Annotated in this window: 22 protein-coding genes; 11 read left to right on the forward strand and 11 right to left on the reverse strand. The window is 33.9% G+C overall.

What is annotated here, in order from left to right:
* Nucleotides 1-135: 135 nt before the first annotated feature.
* The gene (gene slyD / locus H3S88_RS03295) at nt 136-705 is read right to left on the reverse strand and encodes a peptidylprolyl isomerase (protein ID WP_086325948.1); all 570 of its coding nucleotides are present in this window, start codon (nt 703-705) and stop codon (nt 136-138) included.
* Nucleotides 706-1042: 337 nt separating this feature from the next.
* Between slyD and ppnP the strand changes: the two genes are divergently transcribed.
* Nucleotides 1043-1336, forward strand: coding sequence for a pyrimidine/purine nucleoside phosphorylase (ppnP, locus tag H3S88_RS03300; protein ID WP_039131519.1), 294 nt, complete (start codon nt 1043-1045; stop codon nt 1334-1336).
* 148 nt (nt 1337-1484) lie between these two features.
* Here ppnP and fabI read toward each other — a convergent pair whose 3' ends face one another.
* A complete protein-coding gene (fabI, locus tag H3S88_RS03305; RefSeq protein WP_086307899.1) occupies nt 1485-2273 on the reverse strand; it encodes an enoyl-ACP reductase FabI in 789 nt (262 codons plus the stop codon).
* Nucleotides 2274-2466: 193 nt separating this feature from the next.
* Here fabI and tehB point away from each other — a divergent pair, with 193 nt between their 5' ends.
* Entirely contained in the window at nt 2467-3327 is an 861-nt protein-coding gene (gene tehB / locus H3S88_RS03310) for an SAM-dependent methyltransferase TehB (RefSeq protein WP_198227606.1), read from the forward strand.
* Nucleotides 3328-3370: 43 nt separating this feature from the next.
* On the opposite strand, the gene fmt is transcribed toward tehB, so the two are convergent.
* From fmt to H3S88_RS03325, 3 genes are all read right to left on the reverse strand, one after another.
* The gene (gene fmt / locus H3S88_RS03315) at nt 3371-4336 is read right to left on the reverse strand and encodes a methionyl-tRNA formyltransferase (protein WP_198227605.1); all 966 of its coding nucleotides are present in this window, start codon (nt 4334-4336) and stop codon (nt 3371-3373) included.
* A 140-nt stretch (nt 4337-4476) separates the two neighbouring features.
* Nucleotides 4477-4779 carry a hypothetical protein gene (locus tag H3S88_RS03320; protein WP_065738263.1) on the reverse strand — a complete coding sequence of 101 codons (303 nt, stop codon included), beginning with the start codon at nt 4777-4779 and terminating at the stop codon, nt 4477-4479.
* Nucleotides 4780-4892: 113 nt separating this feature from the next.
* On the reverse strand, nt 4893-6770 hold the full coding sequence (locus H3S88_RS03325) for an SLC13 family permease (protein WP_198227748.1): 1878 nt from the start codon (nt 6768-6770) through the stop codon (nt 4893-4895).
* Between the two features lie 250 nt (nt 6771-7020).
* Here H3S88_RS03325 and H3S88_RS03330 point away from each other — a divergent pair, with 250 nt between their 5' ends.
* Nucleotides 7021-8742, forward strand: coding sequence for a thiamine pyrophosphate-dependent enzyme (locus H3S88_RS03330; protein ID WP_198227604.1), 1722 nt, complete (start codon nt 7021-7023; stop codon nt 8740-8742).
* A 106-nt stretch (nt 8743-8848) separates the two neighbouring features.
* On the opposite strand, the gene edd is transcribed toward H3S88_RS03330, so the two are convergent.
* The gene (edd, locus tag H3S88_RS03335; RefSeq protein WP_198227602.1) at nt 8849-10654 is read right to left on the reverse strand and encodes a phosphogluconate dehydratase; all 1806 of its coding nucleotides are present in this window, start codon (nt 10652-10654) and stop codon (nt 8849-8851) included.
* Between the two features lie 31 nt (nt 10655-10685).
* Nucleotides 10686-11186, reverse strand: coding sequence for a gluconokinase, GntK/IdnK-type (locus tag H3S88_RS03340; protein WP_065739123.1), 501 nt, complete (start codon nt 11184-11186; stop codon nt 10686-10688).
* A 318-nt stretch (nt 11187-11504) separates the two neighbouring features.
* On the opposite strand from H3S88_RS03340, the gene gatA reads away from it, so the two are divergent.
* The 8 genes from gatA to H3S88_RS03380 all read left to right on the forward strand — a co-directional run bounded on the left by gatA (nt 11505) and on the right by H3S88_RS03380 (nt 18321).
* Nucleotides 11505-11954, forward strand: coding sequence for a PTS galactitol transporter subunit IIA (gene gatA, locus H3S88_RS03345; protein ID WP_086326030.1), 450 nt, complete (start codon nt 11505-11507; stop codon nt 11952-11954).
* Between the two features lie 20 nt (nt 11955-11974).
* A complete protein-coding gene (gene gatB / locus H3S88_RS03350) occupies nt 11975-12259 on the forward strand; it encodes a PTS galactitol transporter subunit IIB (RefSeq protein WP_065603261.1) in 285 nt (94 codons plus the stop codon).
* Between the two features lie 4 nt (nt 12260-12263).
* On the forward strand, nt 12264-13646 hold the full coding sequence (locus H3S88_RS03355; protein ID WP_198227600.1) for a PTS galactitol transporter subunit IIC: 1383 nt from the start codon (nt 12264-12266) through the stop codon (nt 13644-13646).
* A gap of 100 nt (nt 13647-13746) precedes the next feature.
* Complete coding sequence (locus tag H3S88_RS03360) at nt 13747-14790, forward strand: alcohol dehydrogenase catalytic domain-containing protein (RefSeq protein WP_198227598.1); 1044 nt, start codon at nt 13747-13749, stop codon at nt 14788-14790.
* A gap of 93 nt (nt 14791-14883) precedes the next feature.
* Complete coding sequence (locus tag H3S88_RS03365; RefSeq protein ID WP_065738271.1) at nt 14884-15657, forward strand: DeoR/GlpR family DNA-binding transcription regulator; 774 nt, start codon at nt 14884-14886, stop codon at nt 15655-15657.
* 187 nt (nt 15658-15844) lie between these two features.
* A complete protein-coding gene (locus H3S88_RS03370; RefSeq protein WP_198227597.1) occupies nt 15845-16789 on the forward strand; it encodes a hexose kinase in 945 nt (314 codons plus the stop codon).
* A 19-nt stretch (nt 16790-16808) separates the two neighbouring features.
* Nucleotides 16809-17663, forward strand: coding sequence for a tagatose bisphosphate family class II aldolase (locus H3S88_RS03375; RefSeq protein WP_086307892.1), 855 nt, complete (start codon nt 16809-16811; stop codon nt 17661-17663).
* Between the two features lies 1 nt (nt 17664).
* Nucleotides 17665-18321, forward strand: a complete 657-nt coding sequence (locus tag H3S88_RS03380; RefSeq protein WP_198227596.1) for an HAD-IA family hydrolase — start codon at nt 17665-17667, stop codon at nt 18319-18321.
* Between the two features lie 131 nt (nt 18322-18452).
* On the opposite strand, the gene agp is transcribed toward H3S88_RS03380, so the two are convergent.
* Genes agp through agaF form a run of 4 tightly spaced genes read right to left on the reverse strand, consistent with a single transcriptional unit; the run spans nt 18453 to nt 22219 of the window.
* Entirely contained in the window at nt 18453-19703 is a 1251-nt protein-coding gene (gene agp, locus H3S88_RS03385) for a bifunctional glucose-1-phosphatase/inositol phosphatase (RefSeq protein WP_198227595.1), read from the reverse strand.
* Nucleotides 19704-19741: 38 nt separating this feature from the next.
* Nucleotides 19742-20572 (reverse strand): endonuclease/exonuclease/phosphatase family protein, encoded by an 831-nt coding sequence (locus H3S88_RS03390; protein ID WP_198227594.1) that lies wholly within the window; start codon nt 20570-20572, stop codon nt 19742-19744.
* A gap of 59 nt (nt 20573-20631) precedes the next feature.
* Nucleotides 20632-21792, reverse strand: a complete 1161-nt coding sequence (gene nagA / locus H3S88_RS03395) for an N-acetylglucosamine-6-phosphate deacetylase (RefSeq protein ID WP_198227593.1) — start codon at nt 21790-21792, stop codon at nt 20632-20634.
* On the reverse strand, nt 21782-22219 hold the full coding sequence (gene agaF / locus H3S88_RS03400; protein WP_086307888.1) for a PTS galactosamine/N-acetylgalactosamine transporter subunit IIA: 438 nt from the start codon (nt 22217-22219) through the stop codon (nt 21782-21784). The genes nagA and agaF overlap by 11 nt, the downstream gene beginning before the upstream one ends.
* Between the last annotated feature and the right edge of the window lies 1 nt (nt 22220).

Consider the following 22220-nt stretch of genomic DNA (forward strand, 5'->3'; position numbering starts at 1 on the left):
TTAATGGAATAATAGATAAGATAAAATAATAAGTAGAAATATTATGAGTTATTTCACAAAAAAATGAGAAACTTTGCACCATACAAAAAAAGCGCCTAATGGCGCTTTAGAATATTATAATCGTTATCGAAAAAATCAATGACAACCACAACCACCGTGACCACCACCACAACAACCTTGATTATCATCTTCTTCGTGATCGTGTCCACCACAGCCACAACCGTCATGTCCATGATCGTGACCATGTTCACCATGAATATGTCCATGAGCAATTTCTTCTTCTGTTGCTTCACGGATAGCTAATACTTCTCCGGTAAACTTCAAATCTTGACCTGCTAACATATGATTGCCATCGATAGTGATATTATCTCCATCAATTGCTGTTATTTCCACTGGTAGCGGTCCATGCTGAGTATCAGCAAAAAAGCGCATACCAACTTCTAATTCATCTACACCAACAAAAACATCTCGTGGAACATTTTGTACAAGTGCATCATTAAAATCACCATAAGCATTAATTAGCTCAACATCAAATTTATCACCGATTTGACGACCTTCTAATGCTTTTTCCAAATCTGGTAATAAGTTTTCTGCTCCATGCAAATATTCACAAGGTGCGGCTTTAGTTGCTTCATCAACCAATACACCATCTTTAGTTCGAACTTGAAAAGCTAAACTGACAACTTTATTTTTTGCTATTTTCATTTTTTCTCCAATAAACTTTTATTGAGCAAATTAAGGTAGATTTTAACGGAAAAAATCTAATCTGTATGCTATTTTCTTCTGAAAAAATTTGAGGTGAAAATTAGAAGATTTCTTTTGAATCTTCAGTAAGATTTTTTTTAAAAGCGATGCTTAAATTGGTTAATATTTGTAATATGTCTACTAATATTTTATATTGCTTTGTATAAATCTGTCATTGCTAAATTAAAGTTATTCTGTTTTAGAAATTAATCATTCATTGTTGTAATTAAATAAATTATAGATAACTTATTTAATTAATTAAAAATTTGAAACTAACTAAAAATGATAAGGAGTGATTGTGTTAAATATAAATCAATATTTTAATGGTAAAGTGCAGTCCATTGGTTTTCAAAATGCCTCTCTTGGCCAAGCTTCTATTGGAGTAATGTTACCTGGTGAGTATATTTTTAGCACCGACAAACCAGAAGAAATGACCGTGATTACTGGTTCATTAAAAGTATTATTACCTACAGCAAAGGATTGGCAGATTTTTGAAGTAGGGCAGGTTTTCCATATCGCAGGAGAAAGCCAATTTGATGTTGTAGTTGTAGAACCTACTGCTTATTTGTGTCGATATTTAGCAAAATATTAAATTTCCCATAATATTTTTGCAATATTTAATTCATCAGTTTTAGTTGGTGGTAGACATAAATATAAGCGACTATCCGTTTTTTAGCTGATTTTTATTTTGCTATGAAATATTCTCCCGTAATTTCACGGGAGAATAACGGTATTGGGAACTATTTAAGTTCTAACTCATTCATTGCTGCGATACTAAATCCGCCATCGACGTGTACCACTTCACCAGTAATTCCTGATGCAAGGTCTGAACATAAAAAGGCTGCTGAATTACCCACATCTTCTATTGTTACTGTACGACGAATAGGAGTAACCGATTCGCAGTGAGATAACATCTTTTTGAAGTCTTTAATGCCTGATGCGGCAAGTGTACGAATTGGGCCTGCTGAAATTGCGTTAACACGAACTCCTTCTGGTCCCATGGCGTTTGCCATATAACGAACATTAGCTTCAAGTGAAGCTTTAGCTAATCCCATTACATTATAGTTAGGAATTGCACGTTCAGCACCAAGATACGAAAGTGTTACTAATGCTGAATTTGGATTTAACATTGATCGACATGCTTTTGCCATAGCAACAAAGCTATAAGAACTAATATCATGTGCGATAGCAAACCCTTGACGCGTAACCGCATTAACATAATCACCATCTAATTGGTCACCAGGAGCAAAAGCGATTGCATGCACAAATCCATCAAATTTGTCCCATGTTTTTGCTAATTCAGTAAAAAGTTCAGTGATGCTTTCATCATGTGACACATCACATGGTAAGACGATTTTAGAACCAAAATCCGCTGCAAACTCTTCAACGCGTGTTTTTAATTTATCATTTTGATAAGTAAAAGCTAATTCAGCCCCTTCACGATGCATAGCTTGTGCAATACCATAAGCAATAGAACGATTACTGGCAACACCAGTAACTAGTATGCGCTTACCTACTAAAAATCCCATAATTTTTCCTCTAATATTTTTACTACATAGTTTAGGATAGTGATGATTATATGTTGATAAAGCTAACTTCGCCACAAAAATTCATTTTTTGAGTGGTTGTTTTCAGTTCCATAGCTTAAAACAAGCGTTGTTAATTTTATTAATAGTTGACTATAATAGTAAACTATTATCGTTTGTAGATGGTGAAATTATTATGGAAAATTTAGTTTGTTATAAAACGTTACCCGTTTGGAATGTTAAAAAACTGCCACAAATGTTTTGCGAACAACACAATACACAAGTTGGAACATGGGCAAAATTGACAATCATTGCTGGTTATTTAGATTTTGAGTTATTAACTGAACAAGGTGAAGTTTTAACTCGGAACCATTACGATATACAACACCAACCTCCATTTATCGCACCTCAGCAATGGCATCGTATTGCTGGAGTTTCTGATGATTTACAATGTCAATTAGCTTTTTATTGTCAACCCGAAGACTATACACATAAAAAGTATCAAATGACAAAAACACATTCTGAAGTAATATCTGCTTGCCATATTGTACCGGTTGGAAAAGCACTCGATCTTGGTTGTGGTTCTGGACGTAATTCTCTATATTTACAGCTGTTAGGGTTTGATGTTGATGCAGTTGATAAATCCGAATTAAGTATAAATAATTTAGAGCAAATTATTAATAGTGAGCATTTACCTCGCATTAATGCTGATGTTTATGATATTAACCAAGCTAATTTACAAGGTGAATATGATTTCATTATTTCTACTGTAGTTATGATGTTTTTACAATCAGACCGAATTGCAGACATTATTGATAATATGCAATTAGTTACTAAATCAGGTGGATATAATTTAATTGTTTGTGCTATGTCTACTGAAGATTATCCTTGTCAGCTTGGATTTTCATTCACATTTAAAGAGAAAGAATTGCTTCATTACTATCAAAATTGGGATATTTTAAAGTATAACGAAGATGTTGGTGAATTACACAAAACGGATATTTATGGTAATCGAATTAAATTAAGATTTGCTACACTTTTAGCTAAAAAACGATAAATATTACAGGATAGCATCCCGTAATATTAATATGTTTAAATTGTTATTCGTTTACATTGAGTCTTTTATCAACCTCAAACCAAGCTTTACGAGAATTTAATAGATCTTGTGCTGACATAGGTTTTTTACCCGCAGGTTGTAGCAGTGTCATATTTAATGCTCCTTCACTGGTTGCAATACAAATTCCAGTTTTATCAGCCTGCAAAATGGTACCAACAGGTTTATTGTGATTAATTGCAATAGCTTGTGCTTGCCATACTTTAACCAATTCATTATTAACTTCAAAATAACTTACAGGCCAAGGATTAAAGGCTCGTACACAGCGCTCAAGTTGCTGGGCAGAAAGATGCCAATCTAATTTGGCTTCTTGCTTTGACAGTTTTTTAGCATAAGTTGCTTGCGAAGGATCTTGTTTTTCAGGGTGAATATTGCCTTCACTGATTAAATCTAGTGTTTTGAGTAAGGCCTTTGGACCAAGTTTAGCCAATTTATCGTATAATGAAGCGCTTGTATCAGTTGGTTCAATGTTACAGTTTAGTTTATATAACATATCACCAGTATCAAGGCCTGCATCCATTTGCATAATGGTTATACCAGTTTGTTTATCACCAGCCCAGCAAGCTCGTTGAATTGGGGCTGCTCCACGCCATCTTGGTAATAACGAACCATGCACATTTAAGCAGCCAAGTTTTGGCGTATCTAATACTGATTGTGGCAAAATCAATCCATAAGCTACAACAATCATAATATCAGCATTAAGATCACTAATAATTTTTTGATCTTCTGATGATTTAAGCGTTGCCGGTTGATAAATCGGAAGATTATTTTCTAACGCTAATTGTTTAACCGGACTAGCTGTTACTTTGTTGCCACGGCCAGCAGGACGGTCAGGTTGTGTAAAAACTGCAATCACATTATGATTAGAGTCAATTAATGCTTTTAAATGAGTGGCTGCAAAGTCAGGTGTACCGGCAAAAATAATATTTAACGGTTTAGTTGTCTGTTGCATAAGTTTTATATCCATAATAAAAAATAATGATTATAGTTGAAATTTCGTTGAGAATCTTTAAACAAAAAAGGTGCCATTATTTATTACTGAAAGCACCTTATTATCATATAGGGTTGTGTTATATAAAATTAGTAGCAAAATTATAAAGGTAGGTTACGTTTAATCATTGCTTCTTTATAGGTATCGAAAACTTTATGTTGCAATTTTAAACCATATTGATAAAAGATCCCAAATATAAAAAATGCCCACATTGTATTATCTTGATTTTTTTTGGACATATTGTAGTTTTTTGTTAATTCCTCATCGCTCATTTCTCCTGATTCAACAAGTTTTATAATTCTTTGGCAATAAAGCTTATTCATAAGTCCAACAAATGTTGCTAAACCGATAAAAATAGCGGCAACAACGATAAGAGCCATAATAGTTTGTATGATATCACTCATTTTTTAACACCTTTATCTTCCTATAATTCAATTAATTATTTTTAATAATATATTTTTCAACCAATAAATTTTAACAAAACGTTTGTTATAAGCAATCAAAACATCATTAATTTTTAAAATGGAAAAAATATAGGTACTAGAGCAATGTCTACTACCATCACCAAAAATGTTAATGGTATGCCAACTTTAACAAAATCAATAAAACTGTATCCACCAGGCGCAACAACCATGGTTTTAACTGGCGAAGAAACAGGTGTAATAAATGACGCAGATGTTGCAATGGCGACAGTCATGGCAAAAGGATAAGGTGAATAATTAAATTTTACTGCTAAATCAATTGCGATTGGAGCAATCAAAATTGCAGTTGCAGTATTAGAAATAAATAACCCTACTGTTGAGCATAATAAAAAGATAAAGGTTAATACTATGTATGGACCAAAAGATCGTAGATGAATTTCTAGCCATTCAGATATTAGCGAAATTCCTCCCGTTTTATTTAAAGCTACAGCAAAAGGCATCATCCCAATAATTAAAATCAATGTTGGCCAATGAATGGATTTATAAGCATTGGCCATGTCAATACAACGAGTAGCTCCCATTAATAGACAGGCAATAAGTGCAGCAACGACATTTGGTACAATACCTGTTACCATCAATAGAATCATTATCGCCAAATTTATTAAAGCTGCGGGGGCTTGTGAGCTTGCAGGAGCGATATCGTCAATATCTGCAGGGTAATCTAAGACCACAAAATCATTAGTACGTGTCTGCAGTTTTTGAATTGATCCCCAATCTCCACAGACCAATAATGTATCACTCATTTCTAAACGTTCTTGGAATAAGTTATTTGTTTCAACTGGAGCGTGATTGCGCCAAATACCAATTACTGTTAGAAAGTATTTTCCTCTGAAATCTATTTCATTGAGTGTTTTACCACATAGTGTTGATTCTGGTAGTAGTGCAACTTCGGCCATGCCAACTTCTTTAACTTGTTCAGAAAAATATTCACCGCGTAAAATTTTAGGTTCCAGATTATTTGTTGTCAGAAATGTTCGGTAATCGGCTTCTGAATGCGACATATCTAATAATAAGATATCATTTTCACGAAATTCGGTTGAACCATTTACTGGTATTAATACTTTATGAAATTTACGCCAACGTTCAATACCGATAACATTAACACCATGTTTAGTACGCAAGTGTAAACCATCAATAGTTCGTCCTACAAAAGGCGAACCGGCCAGTATTTGTGCGCGGTGAGCACGACCAATTAATTTATAGTCTCGAATTAAATCAGTTATTTTTCGTCTTTGTGGTTGAATATTAGTTGGTGTAACCTGTTCTGCAGTAAGCAACCAATTGCGTGTTAATATACAATAAATAACGCCAACAATTAAAACACCAATACCAATTGGCGTAATTGAGAAAAATCCAAACTCTTCAAGTGCGGCACGACTTAGTTCACTATTTACTACTAGATTGGGGGCGGTGGCAACCAATGTCATCATGCCACTAATTAATGCTGCAATACAAAGAGGCATCATTAGTTTTTTTGCATGAATACCTGTATGATTAGCAATACTAATAGCAACAGGAATAAAAATAGCAACAACGCCTGTTGAGCTCATCACTGAGCCAAGTAAAGCGACGCCTAACATGATACAAGTGATAATACGAATATCATTTTGGCCAGCTATTTTCAGAATATATTCGCTCATCTTGTATGAAATACCCGTTCTTACTAGGCTTTCACCAATAACAAAAAGTAGTGCAATTAAGATAATATTGGGGTCACTAAATCCAGATAGAGCTTCAGCAGGCGTTAACACACCTGTCATGGTGATAGCCGTAATGGTAAGTAGTGCAATTATGTCCATTCTTAATTTGCTAAGTGAAAATAAGATAATGGCAATAAGAAGCAATATACAAACAACGATGAGAGGATAATATTGGGTTAAATAATCAGGCAAAAAAGCAGCAGTAAATGACATTAAGCCATGCTCAGATGACAAGTTTTTCACAAAAATAACTCAATGAAGTAGGTTTTATTTTATACATAATACCTTGATTTATTGTAATAGGGAATATTTTCTATTGCTGTTTATTTAACAATAATTGATCATTTATTACCTATTTAACATTTTTTGCTATTTTTTTCATAACTCATTCGCTTTAACAAAACTTAGGTGTAATTTACTGAAATTAACTTATTCAACCGATAACCCTTGTTTAGGAGAGAATATGTCATCAAAGAAAACAGTTGCACAAATTATAGTTGATATTTTAGGTGAAGCAGGTGTTAAACATTGTTATGGTATTGTAGGCGACACATTAAATCAAATTACCTCCGCTATTAAAAAAAGTGATATTGAATGGGTTCATGTACGCCATGAAGAAGTTGGTGCTTTTGCTGCTGGAGCAGAAGCTTATCTTACCGATCAAATTACCGCTTGTGCTGGTTCTTGTGGACCCGGTAGTCTACATTTTATTAATGGTATTTATGAAGCACAAAGAAATAGAGTACCCGTTATTTTATTAGCGAGTCAGTTAATTACTTCGCAACAAGGAAACGATTTTCCACAAGAAGTTGATTTTGAAGCAGTATATAAAAATTGTTCTGTATTTTGTCGGGAAATTAGTGATGCTACGCAAGTAAGAGAAATCACTACTGCGGCTATTCAAGGCGCTATTAATCAACGCGGTGTTGCGGTGTTGGTGATTCCTTATAATATTAGTTTAGAGAAAATAGAAGATAAATGTGGTCACAAGATTTACCATCCTAAACCAATAATACGCCCATCATATAAAGAGTTGGCTGAAATTGCAGATATTATAAATAAAAATCAAAAAGTGACCATCTTTGCTGGTCAAGGTGTATATGATGCTCATAATGAGCTTATTGCATTTGCCGAAAAAATAAAATCTCCTATTGTACATACCTCTAGAGGTAAAGATTTTGTTGAATATGATAATCCATATAATGTCGGTATGACTGGAATGTTTGGTGTTAAATCAGGAACGATGGCAATTAAAGAGTGTGAAGTTCTTATTCTGCTTGGTACTGATTTTGCATGGCCTCAATTTTATCCAAATAATGCCACAATTATTCAAATTGATATTGATGCAACTCACTTAGGACGACGTCATTCAGTAAATGTTGGTGTTGTTGGTAGCTGTAAACCAACTTTAGCTGCTTTGTTGCCTTTAGTTAACGAAAAGCATGATACTAAATTTTTAGAAACATGTCGAACATTGTATAGTAGTGCTATGAGTAAGTTGAATAAAAAAGCATTACCCTCCAAATCTACTATCCATCCCCAATATTTAACTGAATTAATTGATAAATATGCAACCGATGATGCTGTGCTTTGTGCCGATGTTGGTTCGGCTATGGTTTGGGCTTGTCGACACTTTAATACTAATGGCAAAAGACGAACTGTAATTAGTTTAAAACATGGCACCATGGCCAATGCTATGCCACAAGCTTTAGGTGTTCAAAAAGCGTTTCCTAATCGTCAAGTGATCACCTTATCAGGTGACGGTGGTATTAGTATGTTATTGGGCGATTTATTAACGACAATCCAAGAAAAATTACCGATAAAAATAATTGTACTTAATAATAGTTCACTTAACTTTGTAGAATTAGAACAAAAAGTAGAGGGTTTGGTTAATCACTATACTGATTTACAGAATCCAAATTTTGCCAAAGTAGCGGAATCGATGGGATTATTTTCAATAAGAGTTGATGATTCAGATTTACTTGAAGCTGCAATGCAATCATTTTTAACCCATAGTGGTCCAGCGCTTTTGGACGTTAAAACCAGTACGGATGAACTTGTTATGCCACCTGAGATAAAGGCTTCGCAAGTCATGGGGATGGCACTTTATAGTATGAAAGCTTCTTTGAGTGGGAAAATAGGTGATGTAATGAATTTATTGGTTGATAACTTTATCAAGAAATAATTTATAAAGTTATTATTAATAATTTTTGTCAAAAAGTTTCAGGTTAAGGGTACGTTTCAGTATATTTTTACTGATTTCTGCCGCATATTGCGGCAGAACTATTAATTTAGAAACTTACTGCACCTTCTTCAGCAGAAGTTAAATTTTCCCGAATAATAGTAAACAGTTCTCGTCCATAACCAATATGTGAATTTGATAAATCAAAGCGATGAGGTTGGCGCTTAGCTAGCTCTGTCTCGTCTACTAATAACGTTATTTCGCCAGTCTGTCCATTAACTCTTATCATATCTCCATTTTTTATTTTACTTAATAAGCCACCATCATAGGCTTCAGGTGTTACATGTATTGCTGCCGGTACTTTACCTGATGCCCCTGATAATCTACCATCGGTTAACAAAGCAACCTTATATCCTCGATCTTGCAAAACTCCCAATGGTGTTATCAATTTATGCAGTTCAGGCATACCGATTGCTTTAGGGCCTTGATAACGAACTACTACTACACAATCTTTATCTAACTTGCCGGCTTTATAGTCATCATCTAAGTCATATTGACTATTAAAGACAACGGCAGGAGCTTCAATGATCTGATGTTCTGGAGCAATAGCTGAAGTTTTCATTACTGCTCTACCAATGTTGCCTGACATTACTTTTAATCCACCATGTGAATTAAAAGGTTTTTTTATTGATGTAATAACATTTTCATCTAATGATTGATTTGGACCCTCTCGGAAAATAAGTTTACCATTTTCTAAAATTGGCTCTTTGATGTAATGGCTCAATCCTCGTCCCACAACCGTTTCAACATCTTCGTGTAATAAACCACCTTCAAGTAATTCTCTAACCAATAATGAAGTCCCACCTGCAGCTTGAAAATAGTTAATATCAGCAGGCCCATTTGGATAAATTCGACATAAAAGTGGTATGACTGTTGAAAGTTCTGAAATATCGTCCCAATTAACAATAATGCCGGCAGCTTTAGCTATTGCCACTATATGCATTGTTAAGTTAGTTGAACCACCCGTTGCAAGTAATGCAATTAAGCCATTAACGATGACTCTTTCATCAACCATTTTTCCAATAGGCATATAATTACCTGATTGCTTAGTCAGGCGAGTAATCTGTTTAGCTGCTGCATTGGTTAATTCGAAACGTAAAGCTGTTTCTGGATTGACAAATGCAGATCCCGGCAAGTGTAATCCCATTAATTCAATCACCATTTGGTTACTGTTTGCTGTTCCATAAAAAGTACAAGTACCACTAGAATGATAAGATGCAGCTTCTGACTCTAATAAATCTTCACGCGAGGCTTTTCCCTCAGAGTAGAGTTGACGAATACGAACTTTTTCTTTATTTGATAGTCCAGATGGCATTGGTCCTGCGGGTACAAAAATTGCGGGCAGATGACCATAGGTTAAAGCTCCAACTAATAAACCCGGTACAATTTTATCGCATATGCCAAGATATAATGCACCATCAAACATATTATGTGAAAGACCCACAGTAACCGACATTGCAATGATATCTCGGCTTATTAATGACAGCTCCATTCCTGGCTCACCTTGAGTTACACCATCACACATTGCTGGTACTCCCCCTGCCATTTGTCCAACGGCTCCAACTTCATTTAATACTTTGCGAATTTGTTCAGGGTAGAGTTCATAAGGTTTATGCGCTGAAAGCATATCGTTGTAAGAACTAATAATACCGATATTACTTTTCAAGATATTTTTTAAATCATTCTTATCTTCAATACAACAAGCTGCAAAACCATGTGCTAAATTGCTACATGGTAATTTAGAGCGGGTGACTTTATTAAGTGTTGCATCTTCTATTTTTTGCAGATAGGCTGTGCGAGTAGCTTTGGAACGTTCAATAATTCGCTGTGTTACATTTTTGACAGTTGGATTCACATTAACCTCTTGTATAATTTTATTTTATATTCTATTTATCGCGCTGGCATATTGTGCATATAACTTGTTGGGTATCATGCACAACTCTTTCTAATGGTTGTTCTATATTGACGATATACACATCTTTTTCATCAGCGGCTGGTTCTTCAAGAGTGTCAAATTGCGATTGCAACATCCCTGTTTTTTGATAATGCCCCTTTCGTTTTGCTAAACGATCAGCGATTACATCATAACTACCTTTTAAATAAATAAAGTGTACATTTTCGTTTTCGCCACGGATGATATCTCTATATTTTCGCTTTAAAGCTGAGCAGATGATAATAGAAATATCATTAACGTTGCTCATTGCAAATGCGGCATTACTAATCAAATTAAGCCAAGGAAAACGATCTTCGTCATTTAATGGTGTTCCACTACGCATTTTTAAGATATTCGCTTTAGGATGTAAAAAATCACCATCAAGAAATGCTGCATCAAGGTTGTATGAAACTTGTTTGGCAACTGCGGATTTACCACTGCCAGAAACCCCCATTAATACAAAAACTTGTTTATTATTTTTCGTCACAGTGGCTCCTTAATTGAAATGTTGTTACGGGTAACATTTTTACATATTAGGTTTTTTTTTCAATTTAAAAAACTCCTTTTTGTGATCATGATCATATTTTTCCTCATAAACATAAATAATCACGAAATTAAGTTTTGATCTTTATTTTAAAAAATAGATTTCGATCACAAAAATATAAAAGTCTGTTTGCTTTTTAATTCGAAAGTAAATAATCTTTCGTTATATATTTTGTTTTCGAAAGTAAAATGAAAGAATTTAATAGAAGTACAACAATGGAGATTAAATATGAACAAGTGTCAGCTTCTTTTCGAAGACAAGCTCAAATTTGACAATCAGCAAGAAGTATTAACTTATATTAGTGAGCATTTACAGCAAAAAAAAATTGTCAAAAAGAGCCACTTAAAAGCTTTAATTGAAAGAGAAGCTTTATTTCCAACAGGTATTGCCCTTGATGGTTATGCTGTAGCGATTCCACATTGTGAGGCTGAACATGCTAATACACCCGCAATTTTTATTATTCGCACTCAAAGTCCAGTCGCTTTTAATCGAGCTGATGATGACTGTACTGTTGATGTTTCCCTCATTATTTCATTAGTTGTAACTTCCCCTGAAGATCAACTTGATTTGTTGAAAGCACTTTTTTCAAATTTACAAAATAAAGAATTCTATCACTTCTTATTAAAAGCGCCACAAGATGAAATTACAGAGCGTTTTAGTAAAGTGATATTTAATTAAAAAGTTATTTAGGAGGCATTATGAAAAAGAAGATTATTGTTGCATGTGGTGGTGCAGTTGCAACATCAACTTTAGCTGCAGAAGAGATAAAAGATTTATGTAAAGAAAATAATATCGAATTAGATCTTATTCAATGTCGGATTAATGAAATTAACACCTTTATTGATGATGTCGATTTAATTTGTACTACAGCAAGAATGGATCAGACTTTTGGTGATATTCCAATTGTACATGGCATGCCTTTTGTTTCAGGTGTTGGGATAGATCAGCTAAAAGATAAAATTTTATCTATATTGAAAGGATAAATCTATGTTTACTGAAATTATGCAGTACATTTTGGATCTTGGTCCATCAGTAATGTTACCCATTGTCATTATTCTATTTTCATTAGCATTAAGAATGAAAGTGGGTGATGCTTTAAAAGCGGGCATTCATATTGGTATAGGATTTGTTGGTATTGGTTTAGTTGTTGGTTTACTAACAAGTTCAGTTGGTCCAGCTGCTCAAGCTATGGCCGAAAGATTTGATATCAGTTTGAATGTGGTTGATGTTGGATGGCCAGGTGCTGCACCGATGACTTGGGCATCACAAATAGCCTTGGTTGCGATACCTATTGCGATCGCAGTGAATATTGTCATGTTATTGGCAAAATTAACACGAGTCGTTAATGTCGATATTTGGAATATATGGCATATGACATTCTCTGGGGCACTTGTTTATATTGCAACAGGTTCCTACTGGTTAGGTATTGCAGGTGTTATTGTTCATGCCATTATTGCGTATAAATTAGGTGATTGGTTTTCTAAAGATACTAAAGAGTTTTTTGAACTTGAAGGGATTGCCGTTCCTCATGGTACATCAGCTTATTGTGGTCCAATTGCGGTGTTTGTCGATGCTGTAATTGAAAAAATACCAGGGATTAATAAGATTAATTTTAATGCTGTAGATATGCAAAAACGGTTTGGTGCGTTTGGTGAACCAGTAACGGTTGGTTTATTTATGGGCATTATGTTAGGACTTTTAGCTGGATATGGTGTGAAAGAAACATTACAACTCGCTATTCAGACAGCTGCGGTAATGTTATTAATGCCACGTGTAATTAAACCGATTATGGATGGCTTAACACCAATATCTAAACAAGCTCGTAAACATCTACAATCAAAATTTGGTGGACAAGATTTTCTCATTGGTTTAGATCCTGCCTTATTATTAGGACATTCAACAGTTGTTTCTGCTAGTTTAATTTTCATACCACTAAGTATTTTTATTGCCATTATTTTACCAGGCAATGAAGTTTTACCATTTGGTGATTTAGCTACTATTGGCTTTTTTATCGCAATGGGTGTGGCTGTTCATCAAGGTAATTTGTTCAGAATCATTATTTCAGGTTCAATCATTATTGCTATCACGCTTTGGATTGCTACACAAATGGTTCCTTTGACAACTCAACTAGCAATCAATGCCGGTACTGTCGCTGATGGTAGTAGTATTAGTGTAGGAGCAATGGATCAAGGTGGCTCACCAATTACCTATATTATGGTTCAGCTAGTGAACTTAAAACAACCTATTGGCTTTGCTTTTATTGGATTGTTTTACCTCTTCTGCCTATTTTTAACATGGAAGCGAGCTAAAAGATATGAGCTATTTTTAAAAGAACAACAAATAGCACAATCAGATGAAATAAAAAAATAGCCCATAAATCGTATAAATAAATGTAATTTTAAGGCTTTCACTGAATAAGCAGTGAAAGTCATCTCTCAAAATAATTTGATTACTAATTAAGGAAAATAAAATGAAAGCGGTTATTGTCAATGAAGGGGGATCTCTATCTATAGAAGATATTGACATACCCAAAATTACATCTCCAGATCAAATTTTAGTAAAAGTTGCTTATTGTGGATTATGTGGATCCGATATTCCTAGAATCTTCCATCATGGAGCACATTTTTACCCTATTACGCTTGGACATGAATTTAGTGGCACTGTCATTGAAATAGGCGATGATGTAACTGAGTTTGACATTGGTGATTTAATTTCTTGTGTACCATTGTTACCATGTTTTAAATGTGATGAGTGCCAAAAGCATTACTATTCACTTTGTAAAAATTATACTTTTGTGGGTTCAAGAATAACAGGAGGTTTTGCTGAATATATTGTATTAAATAAAAAAAATGCATTTAAATTACCAAAACAGGTAAGTGCTCTTGAAGGCGCCTTTTTTGAGCCGATGACAGTTGGAATGCACGCACTATTATTAGCGGGTGGCTGCCAAAATAAACATGTCGTAATTGTTGGAGGTGGAACAATCGGTCTGCTTGCTATGCTTTGTGCCAAGGCAATGGGTGCGAGTTCTATTACCGTTTTAGATATTAATGATGAACGACTAAATCTTGCAAAACGACTAGGTGCTGATGCTACTTATAACTCTAAAAATCTTAGTTCTGATGAAATTTATCAAGCTTTATCTTACAATCGTTTTGATCAAATTGTATTAGAAACAGCTGGTTCGCCAATTACTGTCAGATTAGCCATTGAAATTGCTGGCCCTAGATCTAAAGTGGGCTTGGTTGGTACTCTCCATAATGATTTTACCTTATCAGAAAAAACGTTCGGTCTTATTTTACGAAAAGAGTTACAAATTTTAGGAAGTTGGATGAACTATTCTGCGCCATGGCCCGGTGAAGAATGGATATTGGTAAGTCAGTTTTTTGTAGAAGGTAAAATAAATCTTAATGAATTAATCGCTGTGATTGGTGATTTTAACACATTTATTCATAAAGTTAGCGATTTAAATGGGCATTCAATGAATGGCAAAATTTTATTAAATTGCGGTTAAAAGTTTGCTGTAGATTAACTATGAAAAATGAAAGCTTATCTTTTGATTTTGTTTGTTATACACTGCTTAAAAATTTTCGAAAAAGGAAATAATATGAATGCAAGTGAAAGACGTCAACAGATAATAGAATTTCTTAATATGAAAGGAACAGTATTAGTCAGTGATTTATCGGAACAATATGAGGTTTCAGAAGTCACTATCAGAACAGATCTTCGACTATTAGAGAAACAAGGTGAGCTAACACGATTTCATGGTGGCGCAACAAAAATCATCAATAATAATGATATAAAGTCATTTAAAGAGTTGCAGTTAGAAGAACGATATCAGCGATTTATTGAAGATAAAAAACGAATTGCAATTGAAGCAGTAAAACATGTTAAACAAGGCGATACTGTTATTTTAGATAGTGGTAGTACTACTATGTTAATAGCCGAAGAGCTGGTTAAATTAAAAAACATTACTGTTATAACAAATAGTCTTACCTCTGCTTTTATACTCTCTGATAATAGCGACATAATGTTATTTATGTGTGGTGGGACACTTAGGCATAAAACCCGATCTTTTCACGGAAAAATTGCTGAGCAATCGTTAGATGGTATCTCTGCTGATATTTTATTTGTTGGTGCAGATGGTATAGATGCAAAACGAGGAATAACAACCTTTAATGAAGGGTACACAATTAGCAGTGTGATGGCTAATACCGCAAAAAAAGTAATTGCAGTGCTAGATTCATCTAAGTTTGGACGAAATGGCATTAATGTGGTTTTACCACTAAATAAGCTTAATACTATTATTACAGATATCAATGTTGATGGTAAATGTAAGCAGGAATTTGGAAAACAGGGAGTTAGTTTAATCGCTGTTTAATATTTCGATTGATAATAGGGTACCTGATTAAAGTAGGTTTAATTGATCTAACGTTTTTTAAAAGATAACGAATTACAGTTTAATAATTTATGAATTGTTTCCATACTTGCTTAAAATGAATTCTATCTAAAAAGTGATCATTTAAGATTGTTGTTTCTCCCAACAATATTAATTTGTAGGTGAGAATATGATATTAACAATTACGATGAATCCTTCGGTGGATATATCATACCCATTAAGTAAATTAATTATTAATGATATTAATCGGGTATCTAATGTAAAAAAGACCGCTGGCGGTAAAGGGCTTAATGTTACTAGAGGAATTAAATTTTCAAATATATCAGTATTAGCCTCTGGTATTATTGGTGGAACAACTGGGAATTATATCCAAAAACAATTAGATGAAGATAATATTGATTATGATTTTTATATAACAAAGCAGGAATCAAGAAACTGTATTGCCATTTTACATGAAGGAAACCAAACCGAAATTTTAGAATCAGGTCCTGTGTTAGAGCTTCAGGACGCTAATCTTTTTTTAAAACACTATCAAACGTTGCTTGAAAAAGCAGATCTTGTGACCATTTCCGGATCATTACCTCAGGGTTTTCCCATCGATTTTTATGTAAGTTTAATTGAACAAGCCGATAGGCATCAAATCCCTGTTTTGCTTGACGCTTCTGGAAAAATGCTTCATGCAACACTCGTTTCCGAACATAAACCTTATTTAATAAAACCCAATAAAGAAGAATTAAAACAAGTCATCCAAATGGATATTGATGATAGTGATAACAATTCATTAATTAGAGCACTTAATCATCCTCTGCTAGATGATATTCCTTTCATTATTATTTCGTTAGGTAAAAAGGGTGCGTTTGCTCGTTGTCATGACCAATTTTATCAAGTCACAATTCCTAAAATTAATGTAGTTAATCCCGTTGGTTCAGGTGATGTCACATTAGCGGGTCTTGCGGTAAGTTTACACGAAAGCGAATCAGTAGACAGTATGCTGAAACGAGCTATGACGATGGGTATGTTAAATACGATGGAATCACAGACAGGTTTTGTCAATATGAGTAACTATGACCAATACTATCAACAAGTTAAAGTTAAAGAAATATATAAATCATAAGGTTAATTAGGAGTAAATTATGTATCTTATTTCCAGTCAAGAGATGTTAAAAAAAGCTCAGCGAGAACATTATGCCGTTCCCGCTTTTAATATACACAACCTTGAGACAATTCAAGTTGTAATTGATACAGCAAAAGATATGCAATCGCCTGTCATACTTGCAGCAACACCAGCAACGTATAACTATGCCGGCACACAGTATTTGATCAATATTTGTAAAACTGCGGCACAAATCCATCATTTTCCATTTGCATTACATTTAGATCATCATGAAAACCTGAGCGATATTAAAACTAAAATAGAGGAAGGTATTCGTTCAATTATGATTGATGCTTCTCATTATCCATTTGAAGAAAATATTGATATTGTCAGTAAAATGGTGGCATTTAGCCATAAATATAACGCAAGTGTTGAAGCTGAGCTTGGCCGTTTAGGAGGGCAGGAAGACGATTTGGTTGTTGATGATAAAGAAAGCGCATTTACCGATCCTGATGCAGCCAAAGAGTATGTAGAACGTACAGGAATTGACTCTTTAGCTGTGGCAATTGGATCTGCTCATGGCTTATATAAAGGGGAACCTAAGCTTGATTTTGAAAGATTAGCGAAAATACGTGACAAAGTTGAAGTTCCTTTGGTACTACATGGTGCTTCGGGTATTCCAGAAACAATGGTGAAAAAATCTATTTCATTGGGTATTTGTAAAGTGAATGTCGCAACAGAATTAAAAATTGCTTTTTCTGATGCTTTAAAACAAGATTTTAAAATTCATCCTGATGCTAATGATCCTAGGCATTATATGCAACCAGCTAAATCAGCAATGAAAAAAATTGTTGAAGAAAAGATTCGTATTTGTGGTAGTGCAGGGAAATTATAGTATGCAAGCAAAGGGTATTTTATTTGATTTAGATGGAACATTAGTCAATTCATTACCAGCAGTTGAGCGCTGCTGGTTAGTATTTGCTGATCGTCATAAACTTAATCATTCATATGTATTAAAAACCATTCATGGTCGTAAAGCTATCGATAATATAAAACTATTTTTGCCTAATAAACCAGAAAGTTTTATCGAACAAGAGTATCGTTGGATGGAACAATTAGAGACTGAAGATATAAAAGATATTGATGAAATATCTGGAGCCATTCATTTCTTACGGCAATTATCTTCACTTAATATTCCTTGGGGAATTGTAACTTCTGGTACCAAGAAAGTAGCTAATTCTCGCTTTAGTATTCTCAATGTAGCTAAACCAAAAGTTTTTATTACTGGTGAAATGGTCATTAATACTAAACCCGCTCCTGATGGTTATTTACAAGCAGCAAATTTACTTGGATTACCTGCTGATCAGTGTATTGTTTTTGAAGATTCTAAAGCAGGTATTGAATCTGCATTTAATGCACAATGTCAAATTATTAGTGTCAACTGTCCTAATTCATTTGATGATAATTGTATGATACATATTGAGTCTTTTGACGAGCTAGTAATAAAAAAATTAAACGAGAACGATTTTGAAATATTAAAAAGCAATACATAAAACATAATTGATAAACTTATTTATTGCTTTATTTAAATAACAGTTTAATCTCAAAGTATTTTTGCCGTGTAATTATTGATAATATGTTCAACACTTACCTAATTTGAACATATTATCAATGGAGTTACGCATTATTTATTTATATTGCCGATGATTTGTTTAAAGGTCGAAAATGAACAAAAACCCATTGTATTAGTTGGACAATTTTCCATTTCTAACGTTACTTTATGGGGTGGATTGTTACGATTTAATTGGGTCAAATTTCGGATTTGATCGGTTGATTGATAAAAATATTCAATTTTCATCAATGCTTCACCACTATGATTATCACGCCATTTTTGGAACACTACTTTGCCTCCAATTGGTGTCGTTTCAAATTGATCGGGTAGTGTATAAGATTTAATTTTTAGTGCTGAAAATAATGATGCTACATTTGAATCATGACCGACTAAAAAAGTAAATTTGGTATGATTTTTTTCTGAGAAAGTTTGATTAATATAGTTAATTAAATTTGCGGCAACCTGTTTAGCAATAACGGGTGAACCAAATAAAACAGTATTGTAATGTTCTTTTATCGCAACTAATTGTTCAAATTGTTTATTGTTTTTTATTTTTCCCCAAGCAATATCTTGCAATGGAGCGCCTTCATAATATTGTAAAATAAAAGCATCAGCGATTGATGTCCCAGTGCGAAGGGGGCCGGTTATGCCAGGTTCTTTGCCTTTTTCAATAATAATTTTGGTTGGTAAATCGGTAAAATCACACTGTTTATCGGCCAAACAATTAGTTGATTGGGTATAATTTATGATATTAGACAGATCTTGATAAGTGTTATTAAGTTTTTGATTTAACCCTTCAATACCTTTCGCATGAGCAGTTTGGTTGATTGAAATGATTGCTGCTTGTTTAAATTCAGGATTATCATCACTAATCACAGGAAAAAATACGAGATCCATAGTACCTAATTTTTCCTTATGAATAATTGGTACAATACAACCAGGAAAAGCACCAACTGTAAAGTACTGACCCGTTGCAATAGTACGTTGTAAACTGTTGGTGTAAATATACACTTCATTTTCACTTGGGCAGGTATTTTCGGTTAAAAGTTTATTATCAACCAACCATTCACTAAAGTAATGACCAAAATAGCTTTCTAATACCCCGCCGCGAGTAGTCAAATAACTGGCAGGAGTATCCCATTGTGGCCATTGATTGGGTGTAATTTTACCAAGCGTGCTTGTTGGACTGGCAAGAGGAGCTCTTAAACCATGTCGACTAAATACGACTACTTGTTCTAAAGTATAATTGTCTAATGTCTCTATTGCTTGTGCAGAAAAAGATAAAACAAAAGACAGACCTAATATTATTTTTAATTTTCGCATAAATAAAAACCTCTTAATTAACTTTTAAAGAGATAATATCACCATGATATTTCTGTTATAAGTGGTCGGTGATCACTTACAATTCCTTTAATTAAGTAGTGCGCTTTTACACTATTAATATCCAAATTTTTGATAAAGGTGTGATCGATTTCGACTTGTCCTTCTCCATCATCATCCCACATATCGCCTGACGGAAATGAGACTTTATTCCCTATTTTTTCTAATCGAGTCCAATGTGAAGTTAAATATTGCATTAGCGTGTTATCTTTACCATGATCTATGGTTGAATTAACGTATTTAGTCGGTGAACTATTGGTTGGAGTAGTATTAAAATCACCTGTCACTATTAGAGGTAATGTTGATGACTTAACATAGTCAACAATGGCTTGTGCCTGTAATGTTCTTTCTTCAAGTGATCTATAAAGATGTACTCCTATAATATTTAGTTTTTTGCCATTAATATTAACTGTTGTCATTAATGAGGTTCTTGGTTCAGGACCATCTGGTAAAGGAATATTATATGAATCAATAATAGGGTAACGACTAATAATTCCCATGCCATATTGCCCTCCATCATAATCGAAAAATGCTCCAAATTTGTAATACTTTAAATTGGCTAATTTGGCAATTTGAGCTAATTGATCAACATTGTTGGTTCTTTTGGTTTTATCATCGACTTCTTGCAATACAATAATATCTGCCCTTTCTGTGATTATTTTATCGGCAATACTTGCAGTACTAATTGTTCCATCATGTTGTTCACTATGATGTATATTAAATGACATAATTTTGATTAACTCAGCACTGGCAATGTTACTTATGCATTCTAATAATACTATAAAAGTTACAAAAATAGATTTGATAAACATTTTGACTCCTAAGAAAGCAACACCGTTGACTCTTACTTTGATAAAAAGTTTATGGATTTTTAAATCAAAATATCGGTAAGATCTGCTGATGTTTGATAAACAATATTACCATTTACAATAGTTGCCATTAGTTGATTATTTGCATTTAATAGTACTAGATTAGCTTGTTTTCCAACAGCAATATCACCCAAGTAATGATCTATACCTAATGCTTTTGCTGGATAAGAACTACCATGTAACCACGCTTGTTCAAATGAAATATTCGCATAATCTGCAAGATTGGTAACTGCACGATTTATCGTTAGAGTACTTCCCGCTAATCCCCCATCTTCTGTACGTACAACATGATCTTGTACATGTACTTTTAATTTACCCAATTGATAATCACCATCAGACATCCCTGTTGCTCTCATTGCATCGCTAATTAATAATAAGTTTTTCCCACAACATTTATGAGCAATATTAACTGCTGCAGGATGTACATGATGACCATCTATGATAATTTCAGTTTGACAATTATCTATTGTTAGGGCGGCACCAACTACGCCAGGATTACGATGATGCAAACCTGACATGCCGTTATAACAATGCACTACACCACTTGCACCAGCAAGTAGCGCCGCTTTTGTTGTTTGATAGTCCGCATTGGTATGTCCAATCATTACCCTGATATTTATTGAACGTAACCATTCTATAATTTCTAATGCATTTTGATACTCTGGAGCAAGAGCTATACACTTTAATGTGCCTTCAGCAAGATCTAACCATTTTTCTATAAGGTTGCGATCTGGGGCATGTAGTAGCGTTTCTGGATGTGCTCCTTTATGTACAGCATTAAAAAAAGGTCCTTCAAGATATGAACCTAATAAAGTTGCACCAGCGACTCCTTGCTTTATGCTATGTTTTACTTGTACTAATGCTGCCTCAATTTTTTCATGACTTTCTGTAACTGTTGTAGCTAAAAAAGCACCAATACCATGTCGTGCTAGGAAACTGCTCATTGTATTAAGGGCTTCATGGGTTGCATCCATTGTATCTGCGCCCATTACGCCATGAATATGGGTATCTATTAGTGCAGGTAACACCTTGATATTATCTGAACAAACTTTATTTGTTTGTTCAATTTTTATAATCTTCCCATTTTTAATGGTAACCATTGCATTTTCTAACCAACCAACGGGGGTTAGAACTTGTTTAGCATGTATTTTTTCAAATTCCATCTGAATTTTCCTTTTTATCAATTGATTTTTTGATGTTTTCATCCCATAAACTGGTTATGCTAGATTTTGCAATATCTAATGCCCTCAGACGGAAACTTTCAGCATCTAATTCATCTCGTTGTAATAACATTTCTAATAAAATAGGTAAATTGGTACCACTAATTATCTCAACATTATTAAATTGATAGCTTAACATTGCAGATAATCGAAATGGAGAACCACCTAAAATATCTGTAAAAAATATTACACCATCACCTTTATCGCACTTTTTTAGCGCATCAGTTAGTTGTTGTTCTAACACTTCACTACTCATCCCATCAGGAAAGTTAATAGCAGTAAATTGTGCTTGTTTTCCAATAATTTGTACTACCGCTTCATAAAGGCCAGTAGCAAAGCTACCATGGCCTGTTAAAATGATACCCAACATA

The sequence above is a fragment of the Gilliamella sp. B14448G11 genome (genome assembly GCF_016101765.1).
Classification (GTDB): Bacteria; Pseudomonadota; Gammaproteobacteria; order Enterobacterales; family Orbaceae; genus Gilliamella; species Gilliamella apicola_N.